This is a genomic window from Listeria costaricensis, from assembly GCF_900183385.1.
In the GTDB taxonomy this organism is placed as follows: Bacteria; Bacillota; Bacilli; order Lactobacillales; family Listeriaceae; genus Listeria; species Listeria costaricensis.
This window is the reverse complement of the sequence record NZ_FXUT01000010.1, coordinates 213,501-237,603: the sequence shown is the minus strand read 5'-3', so window position 1 is coordinate 237,603 and position 24,103 is coordinate 213,501. Positions and strand designations below refer to the sequence as shown.

At 43.6% G+C, this 24,103-nt stretch carries 21 protein-coding genes; 16 read left to right on the top strand and 5 right to left on the bottom strand.

Translation table 11 applies throughout. The features are described from left to right. Positions 1-175 precede the first annotated feature (175 nt). The 4 genes from CS921_RS10145 to CS921_RS10130 all read right to left on the bottom strand — a co-directional run bounded on the left by CS921_RS10145 (position 176) and on the right by CS921_RS10130 (position 6,586). A complete protein-coding gene (locus tag CS921_RS10145; protein ID WP_099223497.1) occupies positions 176-2,137 on the bottom strand; it encodes a fructose-1,6-bisphosphatase in 1,962 nt (653 codons plus the stop codon). Between the two features lie 252 nt (positions 2,138-2,389). After that, complete coding sequence (locus CS921_RS10140; RefSeq protein WP_162921740.1) at positions 2,390-4,960, bottom strand: GW domain-containing glycosaminoglycan-binding protein; 2,571 nt, start codon at positions 4,958-4,960, stop codon at positions 2,390-2,392. A 245-nt stretch (positions 4,961-5,205) separates the two neighbouring features. Continuing rightward, a complete protein-coding gene (gene psiE / locus CS921_RS10135) occupies positions 5,206-5,616 on the bottom strand; it encodes a phosphate-starvation-inducible protein PsiE (RefSeq protein WP_099223493.1) in 411 nt (136 codons plus the stop codon). A gap of 76 nt (positions 5,617-5,692) precedes the next feature. Further along, positions 5,693-6,586 (bottom strand): LysR family transcriptional regulator, encoded by an 894-nt coding sequence (locus CS921_RS10130; RefSeq protein ID WP_099223491.1) that lies wholly within the window; start codon positions 6,584-6,586, stop codon positions 5,693-5,695. 118 nt (positions 6,587-6,704) lie between these two features. Here CS921_RS10130 and CS921_RS10125 point away from each other — a divergent pair, with 118 nt between their 5' ends. Continuing rightward, positions 6,705-7,688: a DMT family transporter gene (locus CS921_RS10125; RefSeq protein ID WP_099223489.1), complete on the top strand. Its 984-nt coding sequence runs from the start codon at positions 6,705-6,707 to the stop codon at positions 7,686-7,688. A 142-nt stretch (positions 7,689-7,830) separates the two neighbouring features. Continuing rightward, on the top strand, positions 7,831-10,476 hold the full coding sequence (locus CS921_RS10120; protein ID WP_099223487.1) for a cation-translocating P-type ATPase: 2,646 nt from the start codon (positions 7,831-7,833) through the stop codon (positions 10,474-10,476). 52 nt (positions 10,477-10,528) lie between these two features. On the opposite strand, the gene CS921_RS10115 is transcribed toward CS921_RS10120, so the two are convergent. Further along, complete coding sequence (locus tag CS921_RS10115) at positions 10,529-10,798, bottom strand: DUF1294 domain-containing protein (protein ID WP_099223485.1); 270 nt, start codon at positions 10,796-10,798, stop codon at positions 10,529-10,531. A 95-nt stretch (positions 10,799-10,893) separates the two neighbouring features. Here CS921_RS10115 and CS921_RS10110 point away from each other — a divergent pair, with 95 nt between their 5' ends. The 14 genes from CS921_RS10110 to cshA all read left to right on the top strand — a co-directional run bounded on the left by CS921_RS10110 (position 10,894) and on the right by cshA (position 24,079). Then, the gene (locus CS921_RS10110; RefSeq protein WP_099223483.1) at positions 10,894-11,271 is read left to right on the top strand and encodes a RidA family protein; all 378 of its coding nucleotides are present in this window, start codon (positions 10,894-10,896) and stop codon (positions 11,269-11,271) included. Between the two features lie 336 nt (positions 11,272-11,607). Continuing rightward, a complete protein-coding gene (locus tag CS921_RS10105; RefSeq protein WP_099223481.1) occupies positions 11,608-13,035 on the top strand; it encodes an amino acid ABC transporter substrate-binding protein/permease in 1,428 nt (475 codons plus the stop codon). After that, positions 13,032-13,760, top strand: coding sequence for an amino acid ABC transporter ATP-binding protein (locus CS921_RS10100; protein ID WP_099223479.1), 729 nt, complete (start codon positions 13,032-13,034; stop codon positions 13,758-13,760). Before CS921_RS10105 ends, CS921_RS10100 begins: the two co-directional genes overlap by 4 nt. Positions 13,761-14,293: 533 nt before the next feature. Continuing rightward, a complete protein-coding gene (locus CS921_RS15565) occupies positions 14,294-14,440 on the top strand; it encodes an Lmo0850 family protein (RefSeq protein ID WP_099223477.1) in 147 nt (48 codons plus the stop codon). A gap of 174 nt (positions 14,441-14,614) precedes the next feature. Further along, a complete protein-coding gene (locus CS921_RS10090; protein ID WP_099223475.1) occupies positions 14,615-15,382 on the top strand; it encodes a hypothetical protein in 768 nt (255 codons plus the stop codon). Positions 15,383-15,761: 379 nt separating this feature from the next. Beyond that, entirely contained in the window at positions 15,762-16,364 is a 603-nt protein-coding gene (gene apf / locus CS921_RS10080; RefSeq protein WP_099223471.1) for an aggregation-promoting factor, read from the top strand. Between the two features lie 148 nt (positions 16,365-16,512). Continuing rightward, a complete protein-coding gene (locus CS921_RS10075) occupies positions 16,513-17,085 on the top strand; it encodes a TetR/AcrR family transcriptional regulator (protein WP_099223469.1) in 573 nt (190 codons plus the stop codon). Between the two features lie 3 nt (positions 17,086-17,088). After that, on the top strand, positions 17,089-17,424 hold the full coding sequence (locus tag CS921_RS10070) for a DMT family transporter (RefSeq protein ID WP_099223467.1): 336 nt from the start codon (positions 17,089-17,091) through the stop codon (positions 17,422-17,424). Continuing rightward, positions 17,424-17,744 carry a DMT family transporter gene (locus CS921_RS10065; RefSeq protein ID WP_099223465.1) on the top strand — a complete coding sequence of 107 codons (321 nt, stop codon included), beginning with the start codon at positions 17,424-17,426 and terminating at the stop codon, positions 17,742-17,744. Before CS921_RS10070 ends, CS921_RS10065 begins: the two co-directional genes overlap by 1 nt. Positions 17,745-17,907: 163 nt before the next feature. After that, on the top strand, positions 17,908-19,020 hold the full coding sequence (locus CS921_RS10060; RefSeq protein WP_099223463.1) for a D-alanine--D-alanine ligase: 1,113 nt from the start codon (positions 17,908-17,910) through the stop codon (positions 19,018-19,020). Positions 19,021-19,080: 60 nt separating this feature from the next. After that, positions 19,081-20,454, top strand: coding sequence for a UDP-N-acetylmuramoyl-tripeptide--D-alanyl-D-alanine ligase (locus CS921_RS10055; RefSeq protein WP_099223461.1), 1,374 nt, complete (start codon positions 19,081-19,083; stop codon positions 20,452-20,454). 27 nt (positions 20,455-20,481) lie between these two features. Continuing rightward, positions 20,482-21,192, top strand: a complete 711-nt coding sequence (locus CS921_RS10050; RefSeq protein WP_099223459.1) for an alpha/beta hydrolase — start codon at positions 20,482-20,484, stop codon at positions 21,190-21,192. A gap of 76 nt (positions 21,193-21,268) precedes the next feature. After that, positions 21,269-22,171, top strand: coding sequence for a hypothetical protein (locus CS921_RS10045; RefSeq protein WP_099223457.1), 903 nt, complete (start codon positions 21,269-21,271; stop codon positions 22,169-22,171). Between the two features lie 414 nt (positions 22,172-22,585). Further along, positions 22,586-24,079 carry a degradosome RNA helicase CshA gene (gene cshA, locus CS921_RS10040; protein ID WP_099223455.1) on the top strand — a complete coding sequence of 498 codons (1,494 nt, stop codon included), beginning with the start codon at positions 22,586-22,588 and terminating at the stop codon, positions 24,077-24,079. Positions 24,080-24,103: the final 24 nt, after the last annotated feature.

Below are 24,103 nucleotides of genomic sequence, written 5' to 3'. Positions count from 1 at the left end.
GAGGGCTTGGGGATGATAGATATTCTTTTACTTGGGAAGCGAAAGAAATAACTACATCTATTATTATACTGGATTTAGGGAAAGTTGCACTTGAAAAAAGTAGCGAAAATAGTGAAAATTCTTCAAGAACCGCATGAATAGACGCTTTACCAATTTCTGAACTTTTTATGACTTTTTAAGAACGTTCATTGAAAAGTCCTTTGCGATAAGCTTCCACCAGAGATCTTAAATCGTCCGCTTGTTGGCGAAGCTCTCGGCCAATATCCGTATCTGCCACACGCTTTCGTTCAATCTCCGTTTCAATCACTTGCCGCGTTGACAAAATATCGGTTTCATTTTGAATGGCTTCTTCCGTAGAAGTAAACGGCTGATGGCTGACAAGTTGCAAACCGTAGCTGTTGAAAAGTAACGTATAGCCGGCTAGCCCGGTGGTTTTTTGATAAGGCTTTGAAAATCCGCCATCAATCACCAGCATTTTTCCATCCGCCTTGATCGGACTTTCCCCATTTCCTTCCTTAACCGGTGTATGTCCGTTGATGATATGACCTGACAAGGGTTCCACACCAAACTCTTTTAAAATTTGTTCGCAAATAGCCGGATCATTGCGTAATTTATAGTAGGGATTTTTCTCTTCATGATGCGTCTTTTTGTCGGCTATAAAGTAACGCTCAAAAGTGGTCATCTCACTTTTGCCAAATAGAGAACTTGCAGCCCCCGTCCACAGATACCAAATAATCGCACATGCATATTCTTTTTCAGCCGTTCCGCTTGTCCGAAAATAGCCTTCCCGCGCGAGCTGCTCAAATTCCGCCAACAATGCCCGGCCCGAAAAGCACTTACCGCGAAGTTCCATCTCCATAAAGCTGCCATCTTCGTTGAGCGGAATGCAACCATGATAAAGCAGATTTCCATTATAGGTCAGAAACATGCTCCCTTTTGCATAGAGAAACTGAATATGTTTTTGGAGCCGTTCACAGTTTTTGAAAGAAAAAGTCAGCTTCTCCATCACTTCTTGCTCAGCGGCAGTGAGCTCATAGGGACTACGTGGATTAATCGTTGGAAAATGAGTATCAAGCAGAGGATAGGTCTCTCCCTTCAGCTCAATGGTACCAGCCTGATAATCAATTTTATCCAGCAGTTTGCGCCCGTCCATATGAAATTCAGGATGCTGATCGATCATTTTGCCCTCCAGCTTGAACTGAATGATGGCGATCGCTTTATGCATTCGTGCAATCTGTGTTATTTCAGCATGGCTATATGTAAGATTTTCCTCGTTTTTGGGCTGAAAGAAAGTGCAAGAGTCGTCCCCATATTGCTCCTCTGCAAATAAAGCCAGCGGTCGCAAGCTAATGCCGTAACTGTCCTCTAAAATATCCAGATTCAAATAGCGAGCTGAGATGCGGATCACATTGGCGAGGCAGACTTTGGAACCACTGGCCGCTCCCATCCATAACATATCGTGATTGCCCCACTGAAAATCCATGGAATGATAAGCCATCAGCGTGTCCATAATTTTATCTGGATAGGGGCCGCGGTCATACACATCACCGACCACATGTAAATGATCGACTACCAGCCGCTGGATCAGCTTGCATAAAGCCGCAATAAATTCACGCGCCCGGTCCAGATCGATGATACTCTGAATGATCTTGGCATAGTACAAATGCTTATCCTCTTCATTATAATTTTCATGGAGCAGTTCTTCGAGAATGTAAGAGAAGTCTTTCGGCATGGCTTTGCGGACTTTTGAGCGGGTGTATTTACTGGAAACATACTGGCACAAGTCGATAAGCTGAAAAAGCGTTTTCTGATACCAGCTGTCGGCATCATCTAATTCGGCTAAAATCAGATCCATTTTTTGCTCAGGGTAATAAACAAGCGTTGCCAGGGTATTGATCTCATCTGTCGTCAAATCCTGCCCAAAAACATCGCGAATCTTACGCTTGACCACACCGGAACCGTTACGGAGAACCTGTTCAAAGGCGCTGTACTCCCCGTGGATATCACTCAAAAAATGCTCGGTTCCCTTTGGCAGGTTTAAAATGGCTTCCAGATTAATGATTTCTGTGGCAGTTTTGGCAATGGTTGGGTATTGTTTGGCAAGTAACTGTAAATATTTATACGACGACTTTTCCAAATGAACAGCCCCTTTTTTTAATTGGTATATCTTTGAATAGAGCTATTATAGGAGAGAAATATCTTTAAATCAAGTGATAGATGTTTTGGTTGGAGAATTGGTCTATACATGAATAGCGGCTTTTAGAAGCTAATTTCCTGAAATTTGAAGAGGATGACTAGGGGGATAGGGGGTGAGGCAAAATCGACAGTCGCCATCCTGGGCTATACCAAAAAGGAGAGAAGCCGTTGAAAGACTCCTCTCCATGCATACTTATTTTGTTAATTTCAAATCACTTTCTTTGACCCAGCCAAGTCGTGAGCCATTATAGACTGTGCGCACCCAATTTTCACCCAGAATCGTTGCTTTCCGGTCGATGGTCAGCGCCTTTCCAGTATAGGTAGATAAAGAACCCAGAATCATCGGTCCATCCACTACCGGATACAGATTATAGGTGCCACTGGTATTTTTCACGTAGCGGGTGCCAGTGGTGTTTTGTTCCATCGAGCTGTCATAAAAGACGGAGATGGCACGCGCATCCAACCAGCCGATCGTTTTGCCGTTCGCCGAAAATTCATACCATGTCACACCGTCGCTTGTTCTCGCCTCACGAAGCAGACGAATTTTTTGCCCTTGGTACTTAGAAACTGCTCCGACATAGCTGGCACCTGATAGCCCGTAAGGCTTGGACCAAATGCCATTATTGCCGCTGTTCGTCACATTGCCGTAAGCATAGACCACTTTGTCATAATCCAGTGAAATTTGCTGACTCGTTGAAAGATCCGCTTCTTTGACCCAGCCGAGTTTAGTGCCATTGTAAAAGACGCGCACCCAGTTTTCGCCAAGAATCGTTGCTTTCCGGTCGATCGTCAAGGTTTTTCCAGCATAGTCAGCCAGTGAACCAAGTGTCATCGGTCCGTCGACAACTGGATACAGATTATAGGTGCCACTGGTATTTTTCACATAGCGAGTGCCAGTAGCGCTTTGTTCCATCGAGCTGTCATAGAAGACGGAGATGGCGCGTGCATCCAACCAGCCGATCGTTTTGCCATTTGCCGAGAATTCATACCACGTGACGCCATTACTGGTTCTCGCCTCACGAAGCAGGCGAATTTTTTGCCCTTGGTACTTAGAAACCGGTCCGACATAGCTGGCGCCTGATAGCCCGTAAGGCTTGGACCAAATGCCATTGTTGCCGCTGTTTGTCACATTACCATAAGCATAGACCACTTTGTCATAATCCAGTGTCGTTTGTGGTGTCGTCGCTAAATCAGCCTCTTTGACCCAGCCGAGTTTAGTGCCATTGTAGAAGACGCGCACCCAGTTTTCGCCAAGAATCGTTGCTTTCCGGTCGATCGTCAGGGCTTTGCCGGCATAGTCAGCCAGTGAACCAAGTGTCATCGGTCCGTCGACAACTGGATACAGATTATAAGTGCCGCTGGTATTTTTCACATAGCGAGTGCCAGTAGCGCTTTGTTCCATCGAGCTGTCATAGAAGACGGAGATGGCACGTGCATCCAACCAGCCAATCGTTTTGCCGTTCGCCGAAAATTCATACCACGTCACGCCATTACTGGTTCTTGCTTCACGAAGCAGGCGGATTTTCTGCCCCTGATAAGTAGAGACCGGTCCGACATAAGTGGCACCTGTTGTTCCATAAGGCTTGGACCAAATGCCATTATTGCCGCTGTTTGTCACATTGCCGTAAGCATAGACCACCTTATCATAGTCCATCGTAATAGGAGCAGAAGTCGATAGATCACTTTCTTTGACCCAGCCGAGCAGAGTGCCATTGTAGAAGACACGCACCCAGTTTTCACCGAGAATCGTTGCTTTCCGATCAATCGTCAGCTTCTTGCCGCTGTATCCAGAAAGGGAACCGATGCGCATTGGATTATCGACAACTGGATATTTATAGTAGCTGGCAGACGTATTTTTTACATAACGCGTGCCAGATGTGGCGACTTCCATGCCATTATTATAGAAGATGTCCAGTGCCCGGGAATCCACCCAGCCAATCGTCTTGCCATCAACTGCGAATTGATACCAAGTGGCCCGATTCGTTGTGGCCACGCGATTTAATTCCAGTTTCTTCCCACTATAAGCAGAAAGCTCGTTGACATATTGGGCGTTTTCCGTGCCATAAGGCCTTGTCCAAACCGAATGTCCATCTGTCGTTTTAATATTGGCATAGCCGTAATACACTTTTTCATTGCTGATCGTGTCATAAAGTGTGTCATACTGATCCAAATCATAGGTCTCAATAATATTGATTAGCTTGGCCGGATAATTGGGATCCGTGGCATAGCCTGCTTTTTGCAGCTCATTCGCCGCTTCCTGATAGGTTTTCGCATTGACGACTTTGGAATAGTGCGTCGGGTCCCAACTTGTGCCATTCACAAGGAGCATGGTATGGTCGTGCACAGAAGCGCTCCAGCTGGGATATTTGCGGAAATTGGCATTGACTGTTATCCACTGGCCATTGATGTATTCAAGCGTTGGTACCAGATAGGATTGGCCATTGTAGCTGCCTTTAATACCAAATAAATTATTGGCTTTCGTTGCAAGATCACTTTTGCCCCAGCCAGATTCTAAAATGGCCTGTGCAAGTGTAATACTTGAAAAAAGTTTATATTGCCGCTGATCAGCCTGTGCTTGCGACACAAGCGAGTTGATAAATTTCTGCTGTTCGCTTGAAGCTGAGAGAGCAGAACTATACAAAACGGGGACACTAGCGAGCGGTGATTCTGCTGCCTCGACTTTTTCCGGAGCAGAAATAACGGCTGTAGAAACAAGTATGCCACCAACACCTAGCACACATTGTATCCATTTTTTTCTTTTCATTTCCCCAAGGTTCACATCCTTTTTCTTTTTCTCCTTACTAGTTTACCAAAAATAGGAGGGAAGATGCAGTAAAATTTGCGACTTTTCATTTATTGAGTCAAATTGTAAATTTATTGACACATTTGGAACAAAGTGTATTGAAAACTGGTATATGTGCAAAAGAAAAACCTTTCATAGGTGAAAATACCTAGGAAAGGTTTGTGTACAAAAATAACCAAACAGCCGATCAGTTGTATATACGCTTGCTATTCCCGCTTTAAAAGCTTGGTGTTCGCTAGGTATAAGGCACCGGTCAAAAGCAGAATCGCCCCTGCCAAAAAGAGTGTTGCCAGCGCATCGGAATGATCGACAATAATCAAACGGACGATGGCAGTAATCCCTATATAGATGAAATAGCGAAGAGGGAAGTGGTAGCTGGACTCAAAATATTTAATGATTAACGCGATAAACTCAAAGTAAAGGAAGAAAACCAAGATTTGAGCCATCATTTCGTAGTAAGATTCTTTGGTGTCTAAAATAAGTAAGTTACTGAAAATGTACCATGCTTCACGAATCAGGAAAACAACCAGTGTCAGTCCAACTAGAACAAGCGCAAAATTGAGGGCCCAGCGTAAAATTAAGGGCACGTAGCGCACATAATCGACAGCTTTTTTCATCCTATTCCTCCCAAAGACTTCCTTATTATTAGATTGAGTGTAGCAAAGTCGAAGTCTATTCGGCAAGTAACTTTATCTATTCGGCGGCTTTTTGGGTAAACGGATAGCGCATCCCGAAGGAAATGAAACGCTCGACGGCACCGGTTCGACTGCTGCCGGCTTTATGAACCAGATAAATCACGCGTTCCGCCATTTTGTCCGCCAGCGGGAAAACTTTCACATGATTCAAATGTTCGCACGTGGATTCCGGGACGATCGAAACGCCCATATTGGCCTCCACCAAACCAATCACGCTGGCAATTTCAAGACCCTCATAGCTTGACTGGACATGGATGTGCTGATTGGCGAGAAGCTGTTCGACCAAATTTCTCGAAAAAGTTTGCTTATCAAAGTGGATAAAGGTTTCCGCCTGAATCATTGGAAGAGAGAGCTCCGTCTGACTGGCGAGCGGGTTTTCACTAGAAATGATCAGCACCATTTTTTCACGACGAAGAGGATGAAAAACGAGCGAGGAGTCCTCTATTTGCAGGGCACTAATTCCCACATCTGCCGCTCCAGTCCGAATCAGGTCGAAAAGTTCCGCATTGCCACATTCATTCAAATGCAGCTTGTTTTTAGGATGCTCATTTTGAAACGCTTTAAGCATAGCCGGTATAAAAGATAAACCGAATGTATGCAAAAAGGCCAGCTTGATTTCGCCGCTTTCCGGGTCGGCCAGATTTTGCAACGTTTGCTCTGTCAGATCAAGCTCCGTCACCGTTTTTCTTGCCTGCTCTAAAAATAGTTTGCCAAAGCGATTCAGCTCGATCCGCCGATTCACCCGGTCAAATAAGGCGACACCAATTTCCTCCTCAAGGGCAATGATCGAGCGGCTCAAGGCGGATTGTGACAAGGAGAGTTCGGCGGCTGCTTTGGTCAAATGCTCCGTTTCTGCCGCTGCAATAAAATAACGCAATTGTTGAATGTCCATTTCACACCTCTTTTCAATGCATAATTCTCATGGAAATGATCGATTTTATGCTTTGTTTGCTATAATTATCTATTATATAATAAAAGATGGATGAAATAAAACAAGGGTGTTGAACCATATGAAGAAAGGTTATTTCTATATTATGATCGCCACATTTCTTTTCAGTACGATGGAAATTGCGATCAAATTATCCGGCAATACGTTCAATCCAATCGAACTGAATTTTTTACGGTTTCTGATTGGCGGACTAGTACTACTTCCACTTGCCATAAAACGGTTGCAACGGTCGAAGCGACGGCTGGCTGGGCGTGATTGGCTGTTTTTCTCGATTACTGGCTTTTTTTGTATCGTTGTCAGTATGACGTTTTTCCAACTGGCCATTCAATATACAAAAGCCTCCACAGTGGCGATTCTGTTCAGCTGTAATCCGATTTTTGTGCTGGCATTTGCGGCGCTTTTTTTACGGGAAAAATTATCCCGACTTACGGTGGGGTCGATCATTATCAGCCTGATCGGCATGCTGGTCATTGTCAATCCTTTTGAGCTGCAGGACCCGCTTGGGATTGTCCTTGCGGTAGCCGCTGCGATCACTTTTGCCATCTATAGTGTGATTTGTCGTTATGGGACGAAGGAACGGCGCTATGACGGGATCGTGATGACTTGTTTTTCCTTTTTAGTAGGGGTCGCTGAACTGGCCGTTGTAATGATGCTCACACATATTCCCGCACTTGCCGAAGCGCTGAATACAGCTGGACTTTCTACCTTTAGTCAAATTCCGTTTGTTGCGGGCGTATCCCTCAGCTCATTACCACTCTTGATTTACTTGGGTGTATTTGTAACGGGGATTGGTTTCAGCAGCTATTTTCTGGCTATGGAAGAAACAAGCGTATCGCTCGCTTCGTTGGTATTTTTTATTAAGCCGGCGCTGGCACCAATTTTGGCACTGCTCATTTTGCATGAAGCCATCTATGTGAATACAGCGATTGGGATTCTGCTCATTTTGATCGGCTCGACATTGACTTTTGTGGCCAGTCGTGAAGTGCCGAAAATTATCCGCGATAAGGAAAAAGAAGGGCGAATCCGAACCCATAAAGATTTTTAGAACAGCAGAAGCATTTCTGCTGTTTTTTTGTTAAAACTTTGTAAAGATAAGAGTATTATTGGGAATATGCTGTTGAAATTGTTATATTTAAGTTAACGAGTTTAAATAAATGATGGTGAAGGTGTAAAGGAGTTGGCGAATTTTGGAAAACTATCAGAGAACGGCAGAAGAAGTACTAAAAGAATGGCAGGTCGATGAAAACGGCCTCACAGAAGAAGAAGTACTAAAGCGGCGTGAAAAATATGGCCTCAATGAGTTGAAGCAGAAGAAAAAAGATCCGCTTTGGAAATTATTTTTAGAAACATTCCGAGATCCAATGGTCATCGTGCTGGTTGCAGCTGCTTTGGTTCAGCTTGTACTGGGTGAAGTCATGGAATCGGTGATCATTTTTATCGTTTTGATTGTCAATTCGATCATCAGTGTTGTCCAAACGAGAAAAGCGGAAAGCTCGCTGGATGCGCTTCGGGAAATGTCAGCACCGCTTGCCAAAGTGATTCGTGGCGGCGCGAAAAATACGGTTCATGCCAATGAGCTGGTGCCTGGCGATATTGTTCTGCTGGATGCCGGTGACTATATTCCAGCAGATGGCCGTTTGCTTGAAAGCGGTTCACTAAAAGTGGATGAGGGCATGCTGACAGGTGAATCGGAAGCGGTTCAGAAAATGGTCGACCCGATTGCAGAGAAAGTGGGGATTGGCGACCGGATCAATCTGGTTTACAGCGGGGCGCTCGTTGCTTATGGACGCGGCAAGTATGTCGTGACTGCCACAGCTCTCGATACAGAAATCGGTAAAATTGCCGATCTGCTGGAGACCGCTGAAGCCAAGCAAACGCCCTTGCAGCGCAAACTGGAAAGCTTTAGTAAAAAAATGGGCTTTGCCATCTTGGCGCTTTGTATTCTGATTTTTGCAGTGGAAGCGGGACGCGTGCTATTAGGGCAGGAGAGCGGCGACATGACGACCGCCATCTTAAACGCCTTCATGTTTGCCGTAGCCGTAGCTGTAGCAGCCATTCCAGAAGCCCTTTCATCGATCGTCACCATCGTTTTGGCGGTTGGAACAAACAAAATGGCCAAACAACATGCGATCATTCGGAAGCTTCCAGCAGTCGAAACACTTGGATCAACGAGTGTGATTTGTACAGATAAAACCGGAACTTTAACGCAAAATAAAATGACCGTAGTGGATTATTATCTGCCGGATGGGACCAAAGAAAATTTCCCAGATCAGCCGGAAAACTGGACGGATGGGGAGCGACGCCTCATTTATATTGCCGTTTTATGTAATGACTCCAATATCAATGAAGAAGGTAAAGAACTGGGAGACCCAACCGAAGTCGCCCTGATCGCCTTTAGTAATAAAAATAATCAAGACTATAATGAAATACGGGAGGCCTTTATTCGAGAGGGCGAGATTCCCTTTGACTCTGACCGCAAGCTGATGAGCACCCTCCATACCTTCGACGGGCACAAGGCAATGCTGACAAAAGGCGGCCCAGATGTCATGTTCAGCCGCGCTGGCTATGTGTATCAAAACGGCGAAGAAGTGCCGATGACAGAAGAAATCCTAGCCGAGCTGCAAAAAACCAATGAAGAATTCTCCAATCAAGCGCTACGTGTATTGGCATACGGCTATAAACGCCTGCCGGAAGATCGGACGGAACTTGAGCTGGAGGATGAAAAGGATTTGGTTCTGGTCGGACTGACCGCCATGATCGATCCGCCGCGTGAAGCCGTCTATGACTCCATTGAAGAAGCGAAAAAAGCCGGCATCCGCACAGTCATGATTACAGGCGACCATAAAACGACAGCCCAAGCAATCGGTCGCGATATTGGCCTGATGGCAGAAGATGATATTGCAGTCACTGGACAGGAACTGGATGCAATGAGTGAGCAGGAACTCGATGAAAAATTGACCCATATTTCTGTTTATGCAAGAGTCTCACCTGAAAATAAAATCCGGATCGTCCGGGCATGGCAGAAGAAAAAACAAATTACCGCGATGACGGGTGACGGTGTCAATGATGCGCCAGCGCTGAAACAAGCCGATATCGGAGTGGCCATGGGTAGCGGAACTGACGTGGCGAAAGATGCCAGTGCCATGATTCTCACGGATGACAACTTTGTATCGATCGTAGATGCAGTAGGCGTTGGTCGAACGGTTTTCGATAATATCAAAAAGGCGATCGGCTATCTGTTCGCCGGTAACCTCGGTGCTATCATTGCCATCTTATTCGCCCTCGTGCTAGACTGGGTCAATCCATTTACCGCCTTGCAGCTGCTCTTCATCAATCTGGTCAACGATTCCCTGCCAGCTATCGCACTTGGTATGGAAAAAGCAGAACCTGACGTGATGAAACGCAAACCGCGAGATATTGATGAAGGTATCTTTGCTGGCGGCACAATGCGGGCAGTGGCAACAAGAGGGCTTCTAATCGGGATTGCGGTCATCATTTCACAGGCAATCGGTCTTTCCATTAGCCCAGAAATGAGTATCGCGATGGCCTTCACCACCTTAATTCTTGCGAGAACGCTGCAAACCTTTGCCGCACGAAGCAATACGCAAACCGCTTTTGGCGCAGGATTTTTCAGCAACCGCTATGTGATCGGCGCCGTACTGCTCTGCTTCGTCTTATATGGCATCACCGTTCTACCTGGCGCACGCGAGATTTTCTCGATTCCTGCAAGCTTCGGCCTTCATGAATGGTCGATTGCTGCCGGACTTGCCCTTGCTGCTGTAATCATGATGGAAATCGTTAAAAAAATCTCCTTGCTGTTTGATAAAAAATAAAAGAAAGCAGGTCGAATCAACAAAAATGAGCGCTGTTGATTCGACCTGCTTCCTATTTATTAAGGAAAAAAATCAGGACAATAGCGACTAAAAGCATCGCCATAGGCATTAAAATTTTAAACTTCATTTTCCGCGTTTTATGATGGAAAACCTGCATACCCAACCATCCGCCAAACGCACCACCGCAAAAAGCAGACAGCAGTAAAACTGACTCGGGGATTCGGTAACGATGTTTGATCGCCCGCCGTTTATCAATCCCGAATAAACTAAAACTGATGAGTGAAACTACCAGCAGATAACAAGTGAACCATAGGATGAACATGAATAAGTCTCTCCTTCTACTTAAAAATAGAATTTTGCAAAATTTTTCCACTTCGGCTAAAATAAACACATATCAAAAAGAAAGCAGGGATTAGTATGACAAAAACGATCATCCATACAGAACAGGCGCCAAAAGCACTCGGCCCGTATTCGCAAGCTGTAAAGGCGAATGGCTTTATCTATACATCCGGTCAGCTAGGCATTGATCCGGCGACAGGCGAACTCAAAGCTGGAGCAGTCAGCCAAGCAGAACAAGCTTTTAGAAATTTACGTGCTGTTTTAGAAGAAGGCGGCTCAAGCCTCGAGAACCTTGTCAAAGTCACCGTGTTTTTCAAAGACTTAGCAGATTTTGCCGCGGTCAATGATGTGTATGCGAGCTTTTTTGAAAATGATTTCCCCGCTAGAAGTGCCTTCCAAGTGGCCAAGCTGCCGCTGGATGCCGCAATCGAAATTGAAGCAGTTGCCCTCGCCTAAGCTTTACTATTAAGATACCGTATGAAAGGCGATACTGGCAACTTTCCTTACTCCAGAAAGTCAATTATTTAGAAAGTGGACTTTTTTATTAGAAGGTATAAGTTTCTTTAATTACAAAAGAAACTTATGCCTTTTTCTCTGTTTTTACATGCATTTTTATGTCAGATATTCTAACATATTTTGTCAAATATAAAAACTTATCTCAAATAACTATGGTCAATAACAGAAGCTTATGGTAAAATTTTAAAGGTAATTATCCAATAGGGTATGTTTAGATGAAAGTCATCTATAGAAATAAATGGAAGCAGAATACATCGTTATTCGGGGGAGGAAATAATGAAGAAACTGAGAAGCATCTGGCCGCTCCTTTTAGCAGCAGTAATTTTAGTTATTGTAGGGACAAGCGGTGCACAGACAGTACAGGCAAAAGATGTAGACTATACGATTGCAACCGATGAAACATTTGCACCATTTGAATTTAAAGATAGCAATGGTGATCTGGTCGGGATTGACATGGACATTCTGGCTGCGATTGCCAAAGACCAGGGTTTTACCTATGAAGTCAAACCAATGGGCTTTAATGCCGCTGTTCAAGCGCTTGAAGCGGGTCAAGTTGATGGCGTGATCGCCGGCATGAGTATCACCGATGAGAGAAAGCAAAAATTTGATTTCTCCGATCCGTATTTTGAATCGGGCGTCGTCATGGCAGTCAGTGAAGACAACAATGATATCAAGAGCTATAAAGATCTAAAAGGTAAAAAAGTCGCGGTTAAGACGGGGACGGAAGGTTACCAGTTTGCAGAAGCGAATCAGGACAAATACGGCTACACGCTCGTACCTTTTGATGATTCTGCCAGCATGTATGAAGACGTGAAGGGCGGAAACTCAGTAGCCTGCTTTGACGACTATCCGGTACTAGCATACGGGGTCAAACAAGGCAACGGTCTGAAAATTGTGACGGAAAAAGAAAAAGGCGGCTCGTACGGATTCGCTGTGAAAAAAGGACAAAATCAGGAACTGCTGCAGATGTTCAACCAAGGACTGGCGGACATCAAGGCAAGCGGTGAATATGATAAAATTCTCGACAAATATATTGGCACTGATACGAAACCGGCCACTTTCCTTGATACACTGAACGACAGCTGGCCAGCCCTGCTTAAGGGACTATGGAATACGGTCAAATTGACGTTCATCTCGCTATTCTTTGCAGCCATTCTAGGTCTTGCTTTTGGCTTCCTCAAAGTAAGCCGCAACAAATTCTTACGTGGCATTGCAACCGTTTATGTCGATATTTTCCGTGGGATCCCACTGATCGTTTTGGCATTCTTTATTTATTTCGGTATTCCACAAGCCTTTAATTTCCGAATGGATCCGAATCTGGCTGCCATCATCACACTCAGCTTGAATGCCGGGGCCTATATTACAGAAATCATCCGTGGTGGTATCAATGCCATCGATAAAGGACAAATGGAAGCGGCGCGTTCGCTGGGACTTCCATATGGTAAATCGATGCGCAAAATTATCTTACCGCAAGCAGTTCGCGTCATGGTGCCATCATTTATCAACCAGTTTGTCATTACACTGAAAGATACGTCGATCATGAGTGTCATCGGTATCGTCGAGTTGACACAAGCCGGCAAGATCATTATTGCCCGCACGTTTGAATCGACCGGCATCTGGCTAGTAGTTGCGATCATGTATCTCGTTGTGATCACACTCTTGACCAAACTATCCAATGTGCTTGAAAGGAGAATGGCGAAATGACCAAATTAAAAGTAACTGGACTGAAAAAAAGCTTTGGTACGAATGAAGTTTTAAAAGGCATTGATTTGGAAGTGCAAGAAGGCGAAGTTGTTTGTGTGATTGGCCCGTCAGGCTCTGGGAAAAGTACTTTTCTCCGCTGCATGAACCGACTGGAAGAAATTTCAGGCGGCGAAGTGGTGGTCGATGATTATCAGTTAACAGATAAGACGACCGATATCAACAAGGTTCGCGAAAATATCGGGATGGTATTCCAGCATTTCAACCTATTTCCTCATATGAATATTTTACGGAATATCAGTTTTGCCCCTATGGAACTGGGCAAATTATCTAAAGAAGAGGCCGAAAAAACAGCAATGAAGCTTCTTGAACGAGTCGGCTTGCAAGAAAAAGCGTCGGCCTATCCAGATCAGCTTTCCGGTGGTCAAAAGCAGCGTGTCGCGATTGCCCGCGCGCTTGCGATGAATCCAGACATTATGCTTTTCGATGAACCGACATCGGCGCTCGATCCCGAAATGGTTGGAGAAGTACTCGGTGTCATGAAGGATCTAGCCAAAGAGGGGATGACCATGATGGTTGTCACGCATGAAATGGGTTTTGCTCGTGAAGTGGGCGACCGTGTGATTTTCATGGATGGCGGCTATATTATTGAACAAGGAACCCCAGAAGAAATTTTTGATCATCCGAAGCATGAACGGACGATCAGCTTCTTGGAAAAAGTCTTATAAAAGGATGAACGGCTTAGCAGCATGCTAGGCCGTTTTTTTGATGCAGGAAAACCGCAAAATTAAATTTTCGCAGCTAATTTCTCTAAGCAGGCGACAATGGAGGAGTGCGGATTTAAAATATTTATTCTGGCTGTCAGTGTGGTCACAGCTGAGCGGCTCTAATTCCCCAAGCATTCAAACTTTTTCTCACACCATCATGTGCGCGGCGCGAATGGGGTGGGGTTTCTTTACTGATGAAAACACACCTTTATAATGATCGTGTGAATGAAAAAGGCGATGGCAAGTCTATCAGCTATATTATAGAAGAAAGTGGATTTGTCAGAAAAAATAAGCATCTGGTAATAAAACCTAATAATCAGTTCGATACTTCAACAATAATTCGGTTTTTAAACGCTTTCTACTAAAAAATGAAGAGAATGATTCGTTAAATTACAATAAAAATTTGAAAAAAGACTATTCATTTACTCGGATATATGTTAGAGTGAAGATATAAAAAGAGATGATTGAAAACGAGTTTGAACGGAGTGGTGAATATGAGAGAAAGCCATGCAGAATTAAATAAGATTATCCGTCAATTAGAACAAAAAGGTATCGTTGTAGAGAAAACAAAATCACGAAACGATATCTGGAAAGCATTGAATGTGAAACAGATGCCAAATGTTAAATTGAGTTTAAGGTAACAAGCTAAGTGAAAGATGCTTAGCTTTTTCTTTTATCAAGCATTTTTTGAAGCTGTTACGATATAGTAATCAAGTTTTGAGTTTTTTGATACATATTTTGAGTAAAAATATAGTATGATAGAATATGGAAGATTACCTTTAATTTGTTAAATAGATGTAGAATGAGGATCATAAATGAAAAAAGATACCGTAAATCAATCAGTATATATTCATATGGATAGTGAGATTAACAATGTCGTGACGAGCGGCATCGATTTTTGCGATTTTATGAATGGCGTTGGATTACCGCCAGAACACATTTTATTGCTTAAGCACCGTTTTTCTGATGTCTCTTTTAACGCGCACACGGCCTTTGATTTTGTCGAGACAGTCACACTGTCAAAGCTTAAAAATCAATCGGTGCACAAATTCGATCATTTTTGCTGGGTGGATTTTGAAGAAATTGATTTGGTCAACCAGCTTTCCCCGCAAGAAATTGCGGAGCTTCTCTATTTGGCGCACACGGGGCGTCATTTACGTTCGCCTTTTTATTACAAATTGCAAAACAATTTCATTTATTTAACCAAAGAGGATGGCTGGTATAATAAAGTTTACTATCGCAATATGAACCATTTCTATGAGCTACTCAGTTATGTGATTGCGAAAAAAACAACGGAGATGCTGCAGGAAAAAGCTTTATTCGGTTTCACAAAGAAACGTCGGATTGTCAGTCCGCCAGTTCCCGTATTAAAAAGACTTTCTGGTTATTTTAAAGAAGGAGCTTGCGTGGCCTTTTTAGATGCAGAAAAAACAAGAACGGCTTTAAAAATTCCAATTGGGATCGATTTACTTGAAGAAATGCATGAATTAGAGCGTTCAAGTGAACCAATTGCTTATCGAACCATTCCGGCAGTTTTACACTATGATTTGAAACAAAATGAATGGAATTTAGTAGAAAGTTAATTCAAAATGAATAAAAACACTGTAACAAGAAGTTAACATACGATGACATTTTTACATCTAGATGTCGAAACTGAAAACGATATCCGCGCATTTGTCGGGTGTCGTTTTTTTAATGAATAAGAATGAAATTTTTTCAGTGAAAAAGGCCTTGGAACATAGAGCGGTCTGTTTTTGCTTGGGGAAAGGGTTTTTTTGTTTAAAGTGTCTTGCGCACGGGATGATTTTTAAAATAGGTAAAGAAAAAGATGAGAAAATCTGTTATTTTTCTCCAATATTTGACGCTGAACTGTAATGAACTGATATGTTTTTTATATTGTTTTGCAATAATGGCTATGTTACGATGTATGCTCATTACAAATTAAGGAGTTGTCTTTTGAGAATGAATAAAAACGTACTGAAAATGGCAGTAGCTACAGTAGTTGTGGGAGTTACAACGGTTGTAGGAGGTCATTTGGCAGACGCACAAACGATCAATGTCGCACAAGGTGATACATTGTCTAAAATCGCAAGCGAAAATAACACGTCCGTCGATAAAATCGCGCAAGATAATAATATTTCCAACATAAACCTTATTTATGTCGGACAACAATTAGAAGTTGGTGAAGGCGGAACAACTGCTGCCCCTGTTGCACAAACGACACAGACTGCACAAACAACCACCACGACACAATCTACACAAGTAAGTCAAGCACCTGCGAATACGCAAAGTACTTATACGACTGAGCAAAGTCAAACAACAAGTACTTCTAGTTCAAGTGAACAACAAGCGAAAGATTGGATTGCACAGAAAGAATCCGGCGGTTCTTATTCTGCTGTAAGTTCGACTGGTAAATATATCGGTCGTTATCAATTAACGAATTCTTATCTAAATGGTGACTATTCTGCTGCCAATCAAGAACGTGTGGCAGACAGCTATGTACAAAGTCGCTACGGTTCATGGAGCAATGCAAAAGCGCATCATGAACAATACGGCTGGTACTAATCAGCAGCATCTTTTCTAGGAAAGGCTTTGGATCTTCTAAAGGTTCAAAGCTTTTTTTATGGAATAAATCATGTCTTTCTTTACTTTTTTAGCAAGATGTGTTAATTTAAAACTAACGAACGTTAGTTAACGAAAAGGAGGTATATCAATGTCAAAAAACAAATTAAAAGAAGCGGCTTTAACTTTATTTGCAGAAAAAGGTTATGAAGGAACGGCTTTATCCGAAATTGCCAAGGCTGTCGGGATCAAAACGCCTTCTATTTACGCCCATTTCGCATCAAAGGAAGAATTGTTTTTGGAAATTTTCCGAGATACCATTCAGACAGAGCTAAAAAGTTTTCATGAAGCAAGTGAAGAAGAACATGAGAGTAGTGTAGCGCTTTTAAAAGCAATCTTCTATAAAGCAACCGATTTTGAACGGGAACCGGAAGCGAAAAAATTCTTTCAGCGTGCGGTTTACTATCCGCCTAAAGCGCTGGAGTCTAGAATGATGGAGGAAACGAAAAACTATGAAGAACTCTCATTTGACCTTTTAGGCGGCATCTTATCGGAGCAGCTTACTGATAAGGGCAGTCGGGATCGCTGGCTCCACGTTTTTTATGCCTTTTTAGATGGGCTGAGCGTCGAACATACTATTTATACACCGGATGAATTTGAAAAACGGCGGCATTCGGCATGGGAAACTTTGGCGATCCTTTATCAGAATGAAAGGAGCTTATAAATTGTGGCTTGGTTTTATTTGATTTTGGCCGGACTATCGGAAATTGTCTGGGCTTTTGGATTAAAAGAATCACACGGATTTACTGTGCTCAGTTGGAGTTTGCTCACAATCCTGTTTTTATTTGTCAGCTTCGCCTTGTTTGCAAAAGCAATGAAAAAAATTCCGATTGGCTCAGCTTATGCCGTTTTTACGGGAATAGGGGCAGCGGGAACGGCGCTTGTTGGCATGCTTTTCCTAAATGAATCGGCGGGCTTTTGGAAAATATTGTCGCTGCTCGTTTTGATTGTTGGCATTATTGGCTTGAAGCTAGTAGACGGGAAAGCAGGTGAAAAAGACTGATGGATTGGCTTTATTTGATTATTGCCGGGCTATGTGAGATGGCCTTTGTTGTGACGATGAAACTTTCCGATGGCTTCAAGCGGTTCTGGTTTTCTGTCCTTACCATCGTATTTATGTGCGGCAGTTTCTTTTTGCTTTCTCATGCGCTTAAAACGATTCCGATTGGCACTGGCTATGCAATTTGGACAGGGATTGGTGCAGTTGGGAGTGTCGTGATGGGGATGCTTTTCTTTAAAGAGAAAAAAAGTGTAGCGAAACTGGTTTTTATGGCGATGATTATTTCCGGTGTAGTGGGCTTGAAACTGACATCCGGTGTTTAAAAAAACGTTGTACACAGCAGAAAGTAAAAAATCTGTGAAGTGCAACGTTTTTTTTCGAAAATTCATCAGTTTATCCTTTTCATCCGTCTAAAACGTGGTAAAATAGATTGAAGTTATGTACGTAACTATGTGCGCTTAATGCACGTCTTTTGGAGGGAATTATATGAAAACGAACTTAATCCTGTTATACGGAGGCAAATCAGCAGAACATGAAGTCTCACTTCGAACTGCTTTTTCCGTTATCAATGCACTGGATTTACATAAATTTGCTGCGTGTCCGGTTTATATTACAAATGACGGCGAATGGATTAAAGGGCCTGAAATCACAGTAAAATTAACGTTTGTCGAGCAGCTTCGTTTCCAAGATGCCGATGAAACTGCGCTAGCAAAAGAGCAGAATGAAACATCTACCGGCGTCGTCATCAATCCTGCTGAAGTGGGGACGGAAAAAACGAATACAGTTGTTTTTCCACTGCTGCATGGACCGAATGGCGAAGATGGAACGGTGCAGGGCTTGCTTGAAGTGCTGAATCTGCCGTATGTTGGCAATGGTGTGCTTGCTTCGGCAGCCGGTATGGATAAAATCGTGATGAAAAAAGTATTTGCAGATGCAGGGATTCCGCAGGTGCCGACTGTATCGCTAAGATTGATCGATTGGGAACAGTTTGGCGATGAGATGACCGAAGATATTTGCGCGGCTATCAAATTCCCAATGTTTGTCAAGCCGGCCAACTTAGGTTCAAGCGTGGGAATCAGTAAAGCTGAAACACCGGAAGAATTAAAGGCGGCAATTGTCGAGGCGTTCCGTTTTGACCGCCGCATCGTTGTCGAAGAAGGAATAAACGCGCGGGAGATTGAAATGGCCGTTCTTGGGAATGACACGCCTGTCTGTTCCGTTGCAGGAGAAATTTTGCCGAAAGGTGAGGGAAATGTTTTCTACGACTACAAGGCCAAGTATCAGGATGATGATACGATTCTTATTATTCCGGCTGAACTAGACGCGGGTGTTCTTGAGCAACTGAAAGAGTATGCCATCCAAGCCTTTCTTGGCGTAGACGGAAGCGGACTTGTACGAGCGGATTTCTTTGTAACAAAAGACAATCAGATTTTCTTAAATGAAATCAATACGATGCCAGGCTTTACACCAGTCAGCATGTATCCACTGCTTTGGGAGGCAAGCGGACTTCCTTATGACAAATTGATCGAGCAGCTTGTCGAACTGGCGCTGGAACGCTATGAAGCCAAAAATCGCTTGCAATACAAATTAGAAGATTAATGAATGCGAGAGCAGTTTCGATACTGGAACTGCTTTTTTCGAGAGAATAGGTGGAAAAAAATGAAGAAAACAATGGGTCAAATCGCGCGGATGCTTGGAATTGAGCAAGATTTGGGCGAATTTGAAGAAAAAATAGTGACAGGGATTTGTTTTGATACACGCCAGCTTCAACCTGGGGACTTGTTTGTGCCGTTTGTTGGGGCGGAACGAGACGGACATACATTTGTCAAGCAGGCGATTGATCAAGGGGCAGCCTGTGCTTTTTGGCAGCGGGATATTCCGAATCCACTAGTGGACTATCCGGTTCTATTGGTGGAAGATACCCTTGATGCCCTGCAACAGTTGGCACGCATGTATAGAGAAGAAGTAAATCCATTTGTGGTCGGGATTACCGGCAGCAATGGGAAAACGACAACAAAGGATATCACGCGGGCAATCTTTGAATCGACTTACCGCACCCATGCGACGGCGGGCAATTTTAATAATCATATTGGGTTGCCTTATACGATTTTAACGATGGCGGAAGATACCGAAGTGGCGATTTTGGAAATGGGAATGAATCATCGTCACGAAATCGAGCGGCTGTCGACTATTGCAAGACCAGATGTTGCGATCATAACGAATATCGGTGAAGCACATATTGAACATTTGGGTTCGCGAGCGGGAATTGCCGAGGCAAAACTGGAGATCCAAGCTGGCTTGAAGGAGGATGGCTTCCTGATCATTCCGAATGAAGAGCCGCTTTTACGTGACCAACAGGAAATCAGCCCTTACCAAACCTTTGGGCGCGAAACTTCGGCGGATATTTATCCAACTGAGATCCGGACTGAGACGGACGGCACATGGTTCCAGACGAATCTGACGGGTGACACAGAGCTGTTTGTGCCGATCATCGGTGAGCACAATGTCTTTAACACGATGGCTGCTATTTTAGCTGCGCAGGAATGCCGCATCTCAGTTCCAAGCATCCAACAGGCGCTGCTTGGAATGGAACGCTCAAAAAGCCGGCTCGAATGGCTGGAAACAAAGAAAGGCGCACGCATTTTAAATGATGCCTATAATTCCAGTCCGACGGCTCTCCAAGCTGTACTGCGAACTTTTATGAGCATGGATTCGGGCGCCCATGCCAAATGGGCAGTTCTGGCAGATATGCTGGAGCTAGGTGAAAACAGTGAACGTTTCCACCGAGAATCTGCTGCTGGCTTGGAGAAAGGCAAAATCGATCAGGTCTTTTTATACGGACAGGCGATGAAGGCATTCCAAGCTGAAGCCGCTAGCCGAATTGGTCAAGAAAATGTTCATTATTTTGACACAAAAGACGCCTTGATGGATGCGCTTTTAGGAGCAGTAACAGGAAACGAATGGATACTGGTCAAAGGTTCTTACGGAATGGGCTTGAAAGATGTCGTCGAAAAGCTTATCATAGGAGCATGATGGTTTAGACACAGGAGGAAAAAAGATATGGTGGCATGTCTTTGTATTCACGGATTTACCGGTTCACCGGCGGAGATCAAACCGCTGACAGATTATTTGAAGGCGCACACGGATTGGGATGTTTTGACACCCACGCTTCCGGGACACGATAAACTGCACCAATTGCGGAATGTGACCTATAAGGATTGGCTGGTTTTTACCGAGAGTATTTTAACACAACTGCTAAAAGAAGATGAAGAAGTATATATTATTGGTTTTTCAATGGGAGGCCTTCTTGCCGGCTGGCTGGCTAGGCACCATCCGGAAGTGAAAAAGCTGGTTTTGCTGAGTACGGCTGTAAACTATCTGGACTGGGAGCAGCTTTTAAAAGACGGACGCAAGTTGATTGCGGAAGTGAAAACAGGTCCGATGAAAGAGTCCTCCGTTTTCAACCGTTATTTTGGCAAGGCGAAAGAAGTCCCTGCCAGCTCGACGTTGCAGTTTAAGAAGATGGTCGATCTTGGTCGTCCAGCGTTTGAGCACATTGATATTCCAACATTTATTGCCCAGGGCGGGAAAGATATGGTTGTTCCGGCTGAGAAAAGTGTCGCTTTTTTAGAAGAAAAAATTGACGCTCCGAAAGAAATCTATCAGATGCCAGATGCCGGACATTTGCTTTGCCTTGATGCAGATAATGAACTACTTTTTGAACGCGTCCTTTCATTTTTGGAGAGAGATTTTCAAACAGTGACTAGTTGAGAAATGGCTGCCATGATCGAAATGGCAGTCATTTTTAGTATCATCATGCATCGTCAGACAGAAAGGGAGAAGCTAGTTGAAGAAAAAAAGGACAACCGTTTTGCTTGGCTTGATATTCGGAATTCTCTTATTTGCAGGGCTGCTGATTTTACCGCCAATTGGCTGGCTTGGGTGGACCAAACAATTTTTGACAGCCTTTCTTTGTTTTGTGATTGGCGCGGGGAGTTTGCTATTACTTGGCTATACAAAACCCCTTAAAAAAAGATATTGGCTGCTCACGGGCGGTATTGGAGCACTGCTCATTGTGATTGGCTTGTATACAGCTGCCGATATTTCAGGAGATATTTATTATTTGAAACAACCGCTCACGAAGGAAATGGAGGTTCGGCAGATTAGGGCCGATCATGGTTACCGCAGTACGAGCTATTATCTGGATGTCTCTTCCGGTGAGAAATTCCCCTTGGGACAGCACTGGCATCGTTACTTTGGTAAAAGTAAGCCGCTTTTTTCGCTCAAGTCCGGTCAGAAAGTCAAACTTACCTATCTGCCACATTCTGAGGTGATTCTTTCCTATCAAGTGATTCCTGAAAAAGAAATCCCCCTTGACCAGGAGTTGATTCAAGCTGAAAAACAGGTCAGATTGGCTACACGTCATTTTGCACAGACGTTCAGTGAGGCGGGCAAGGTATACTTTACGGATGAAGCGGCATTCTGGTCTCAAATTCACGCCATGATTGCAGAAAAAGAAGCCGCCCTAGTGGAATTGGATGAGGCGAAAGTATGGCAGAAGTCAGCGGAAACAAAAGCCTATGCTGCAAAAGCTAAGGAAGTACTTGAAATCGAGCGTGACAGTTTGAAAAATATGACAGACAACTTTGATCAACAAGATATTTTTGCGTGGACAAGTGAGATGTGGGAAGTAGAGGGACAGCTTCTTAAGATTGATTTTCCAATGCTCTCGTATGAAGAAGTAGACTAAAAACAGCTTTTATCGGCTGTTTTTTCTGTTTTCCGTACATTGAAGGCGCTTTCCTTGATTTTATTCGCAAAAATAAAGTTTTCCAGATTGAAATGCCGGCTTATAAATGGTATCATGATAGATGGAAGTTTATTAGGTTTATTTGTTAGCCTAGTGATGTAAATGAGGGCTTTTTTTTGTGTTGGGTGTTTAGGTAGAAATTTTTACTCAAACAATCAGGTTTTTGCACCACGCAGTAGATGGTGAGATAGCTAAAAGATTTGGCTTGAAGATTCAAGCTTTTTTACTGCCATAAAATGAAAATGGATTTATTCCTTTTCAAAAAGCATTGATAAACAAAGATAAATCGCCGTAAGTGCAGCGATATGAAAAGCTCTCCTACCAAAACTCTTACAAGGTAAAGGAGAAATGACATTGACAAAGTTTTCAGAGTTCGGTCTGGACGAAAAAATTGTAAAATCAGTGAAAAGAATGGGGTTTGAAGAAGCAACGCCTATTCAAGAAAAAACGATTCCAATCGGTTTAGCAGGGAAGGATCTTATTGGTCAAGCTCAAACAGGGACTGGTAAAACAGCCGCTTTTGGTCTGCCAATGATCCAAAAAATCGATCAAAAAAGCGGAGATGTACAGGCGCTAATCATTGCACCAACGCGTGAGTTAGCAATTCAAGTTTCCGAAGAGCTGTATAAATTAAGCTATGACAAACATGTACGGGTACTTGCCGTTTACGGTGGTTCTGATATCAGCCGTCAAATTCGTTCGCTTAAGAAAAAACCACAAATCGTTGTCGGAACGCCTGGACGTATTTTAGACCATATCAACCGTCGTACACTAAAATTGGATCACGTGGAAACACTTGTACTAGACGAAGCAGATGAAATGCTTAACATGGGCTTCATCGATGATATCGAAACAATCTTGAAAGAAGTACCAGCTGAACGCCAAACGCTTCTTTTCTCAGCAACAATGCCAGATCCAATCCGTCGTATCGGCGAACGCTTCATGCATGACCCTGAACTTATTCGCATTAAAGCAAAAGAAATGACCGCTCTTTTAATCGAGCAGTATTTCGTCAAAGTTCATGAAAAAGAAAAATTCGATGTACTAAGCCGTTTGCTAGATGTACAATCACCTGATTTGGCGATCGTTTTCGGTCGTACGAAACGCCGCGTTGACGAACTTTCACGTGCGCTTGATATGCGTGGCTACGTTGCAGAAGGTATCCATGGTGATTTGACTCAGGCGAAACGGATGAGCGTACTTCGTAAATTTAAAGAAGGAAAAGTAGATGTACTTGTGGCAACAGATGTCGCGGCTCGTGGGCTGGATATTTCTGGTGTGACACATGTGTATAACTACGACATCCCGCAAGACCCAGAAAGCTATGTGCACCGGATCGGTCGTACAGGCCGTGCTGGTAAAGAAGGTATGGCGATTACATTCGTACAACCGCGTGAAATGGGTTACCTTCGCACAGTTGAGCAAACAACGAAAAAACGGATGACGCCGCTTAAAGCCCCAACTTGGGACGAAGCTTTTGCAGGTCAATTGCGTATTGCAACTGAAAAAATTACAGAAATTATTACAGAAGAAAATCTGGCAGACTACAAAGCTGTTGCCAGTGAACTTTTGGAAAACTATGATGCAACAGATATTGCTGCAGCTATGCTGAAAATGCTGGCGAAAGAACCAGATCAAACGCCTGTTCATATCACAGAAGAACGTCCACTTCCACAACGTAACGGAAAAGGTGGCAAGGGCGGCGGTAAAGGTGGCAACTATCGTGGTGGTTACCGTGATCGCAACAATAGTGGAAAAGGCCGCAGAGGTAGTAATTCCGGCAGCCGCGAACGTCGTTACAATGACAACCGTGGTAAAAACAAAGGAAGCTACAAAAAATCGAAATAAAGATTGGAAAGTGCCAAGCTCATT

What these genes read in the sequence shown, in the direction of transcription:
- CS921_RS10140 (WP_162921740.1), bottom strand. Translation starts at nt 4,960, where the DNA reads ATGAAAAGAAAAAAATGGATACAATGTGTGCTAGGTGTTGGTGGCATA.
- psiE (WP_099223493.1), bottom strand. Translation starts at nt 5,616, where the DNA reads ATGAAAAAAGCTGTCGATTATGTGCGCTACGTGCCCTTAATTTTACGC.
- CS921_RS10130 (WP_099223491.1), bottom strand. Translation starts at nt 6,586, where the DNA reads ATGGACATTCAACAATTGCGTTATTTTATTGCAGCGGCAGAAACGGAG.
- CS921_RS10125 (WP_099223489.1), top strand. Translation starts at nt 6,705, where the DNA reads ATGAAGAAAGGTTATTTCTATATTATGATCGCCACATTTCTTTTCAGT.
- CS921_RS10115 (WP_099223485.1), bottom strand. Translation starts at nt 10,798, where the DNA reads ATGTTCATCCTATGGTTCACTTGTTATCTGCTGGTAGTTTCACTCATC.
- CS921_RS10110 (WP_099223483.1), top strand. Translation starts at nt 10,894, where the DNA reads ATGACAAAAACGATCATCCATACAGAACAGGCGCCAAAAGCACTCGGC.
- CS921_RS10105 (WP_099223481.1), top strand. Translation starts at nt 11,608, where the DNA reads ATGAAGAAACTGAGAAGCATCTGGCCGCTCCTTTTAGCAGCAGTAATT.
- CS921_RS10100 (WP_099223479.1), top strand. Translation starts at nt 13,032, where the DNA reads ATGACCAAATTAAAAGTAACTGGACTGAAAAAAAGCTTTGGTACGAAT.
- CS921_RS15565 (WP_099223477.1), top strand. Translation starts at nt 14,294, where the DNA reads ATGAGAGAAAGCCATGCAGAATTAAATAAGATTATCCGTCAATTAGAA.
- CS921_RS10090 (WP_099223475.1), top strand. Translation starts at nt 14,615, where the DNA reads ATGAAAAAAGATACCGTAAATCAATCAGTATATATTCATATGGATAGT.
- apf (WP_099223471.1), top strand. Translation starts at nt 15,762, where the DNA reads ATGAATAAAAACGTACTGAAAATGGCAGTAGCTACAGTAGTTGTGGGA.
- CS921_RS10075 (WP_099223469.1), top strand. Translation starts at nt 16,513, where the DNA reads ATGTCAAAAAACAAATTAAAAGAAGCGGCTTTAACTTTATTTGCAGAA.
- CS921_RS10065 (WP_099223465.1), top strand. Translation starts at nt 17,424, where the DNA reads ATGGATTGGCTTTATTTGATTATTGCCGGGCTATGTGAGATGGCCTTT.
- CS921_RS10060 (WP_099223463.1), top strand. Translation starts at nt 17,908, where the DNA reads ATGAAAACGAACTTAATCCTGTTATACGGAGGCAAATCAGCAGAACAT.
- CS921_RS10055 (WP_099223461.1), top strand. Translation starts at nt 19,081, where the DNA reads ATGAAGAAAACAATGGGTCAAATCGCGCGGATGCTTGGAATTGAGCAA.
- CS921_RS10050 (WP_099223459.1), top strand. Translation starts at nt 20,482, where the DNA reads ATGGTGGCATGTCTTTGTATTCACGGATTTACCGGTTCACCGGCGGAG.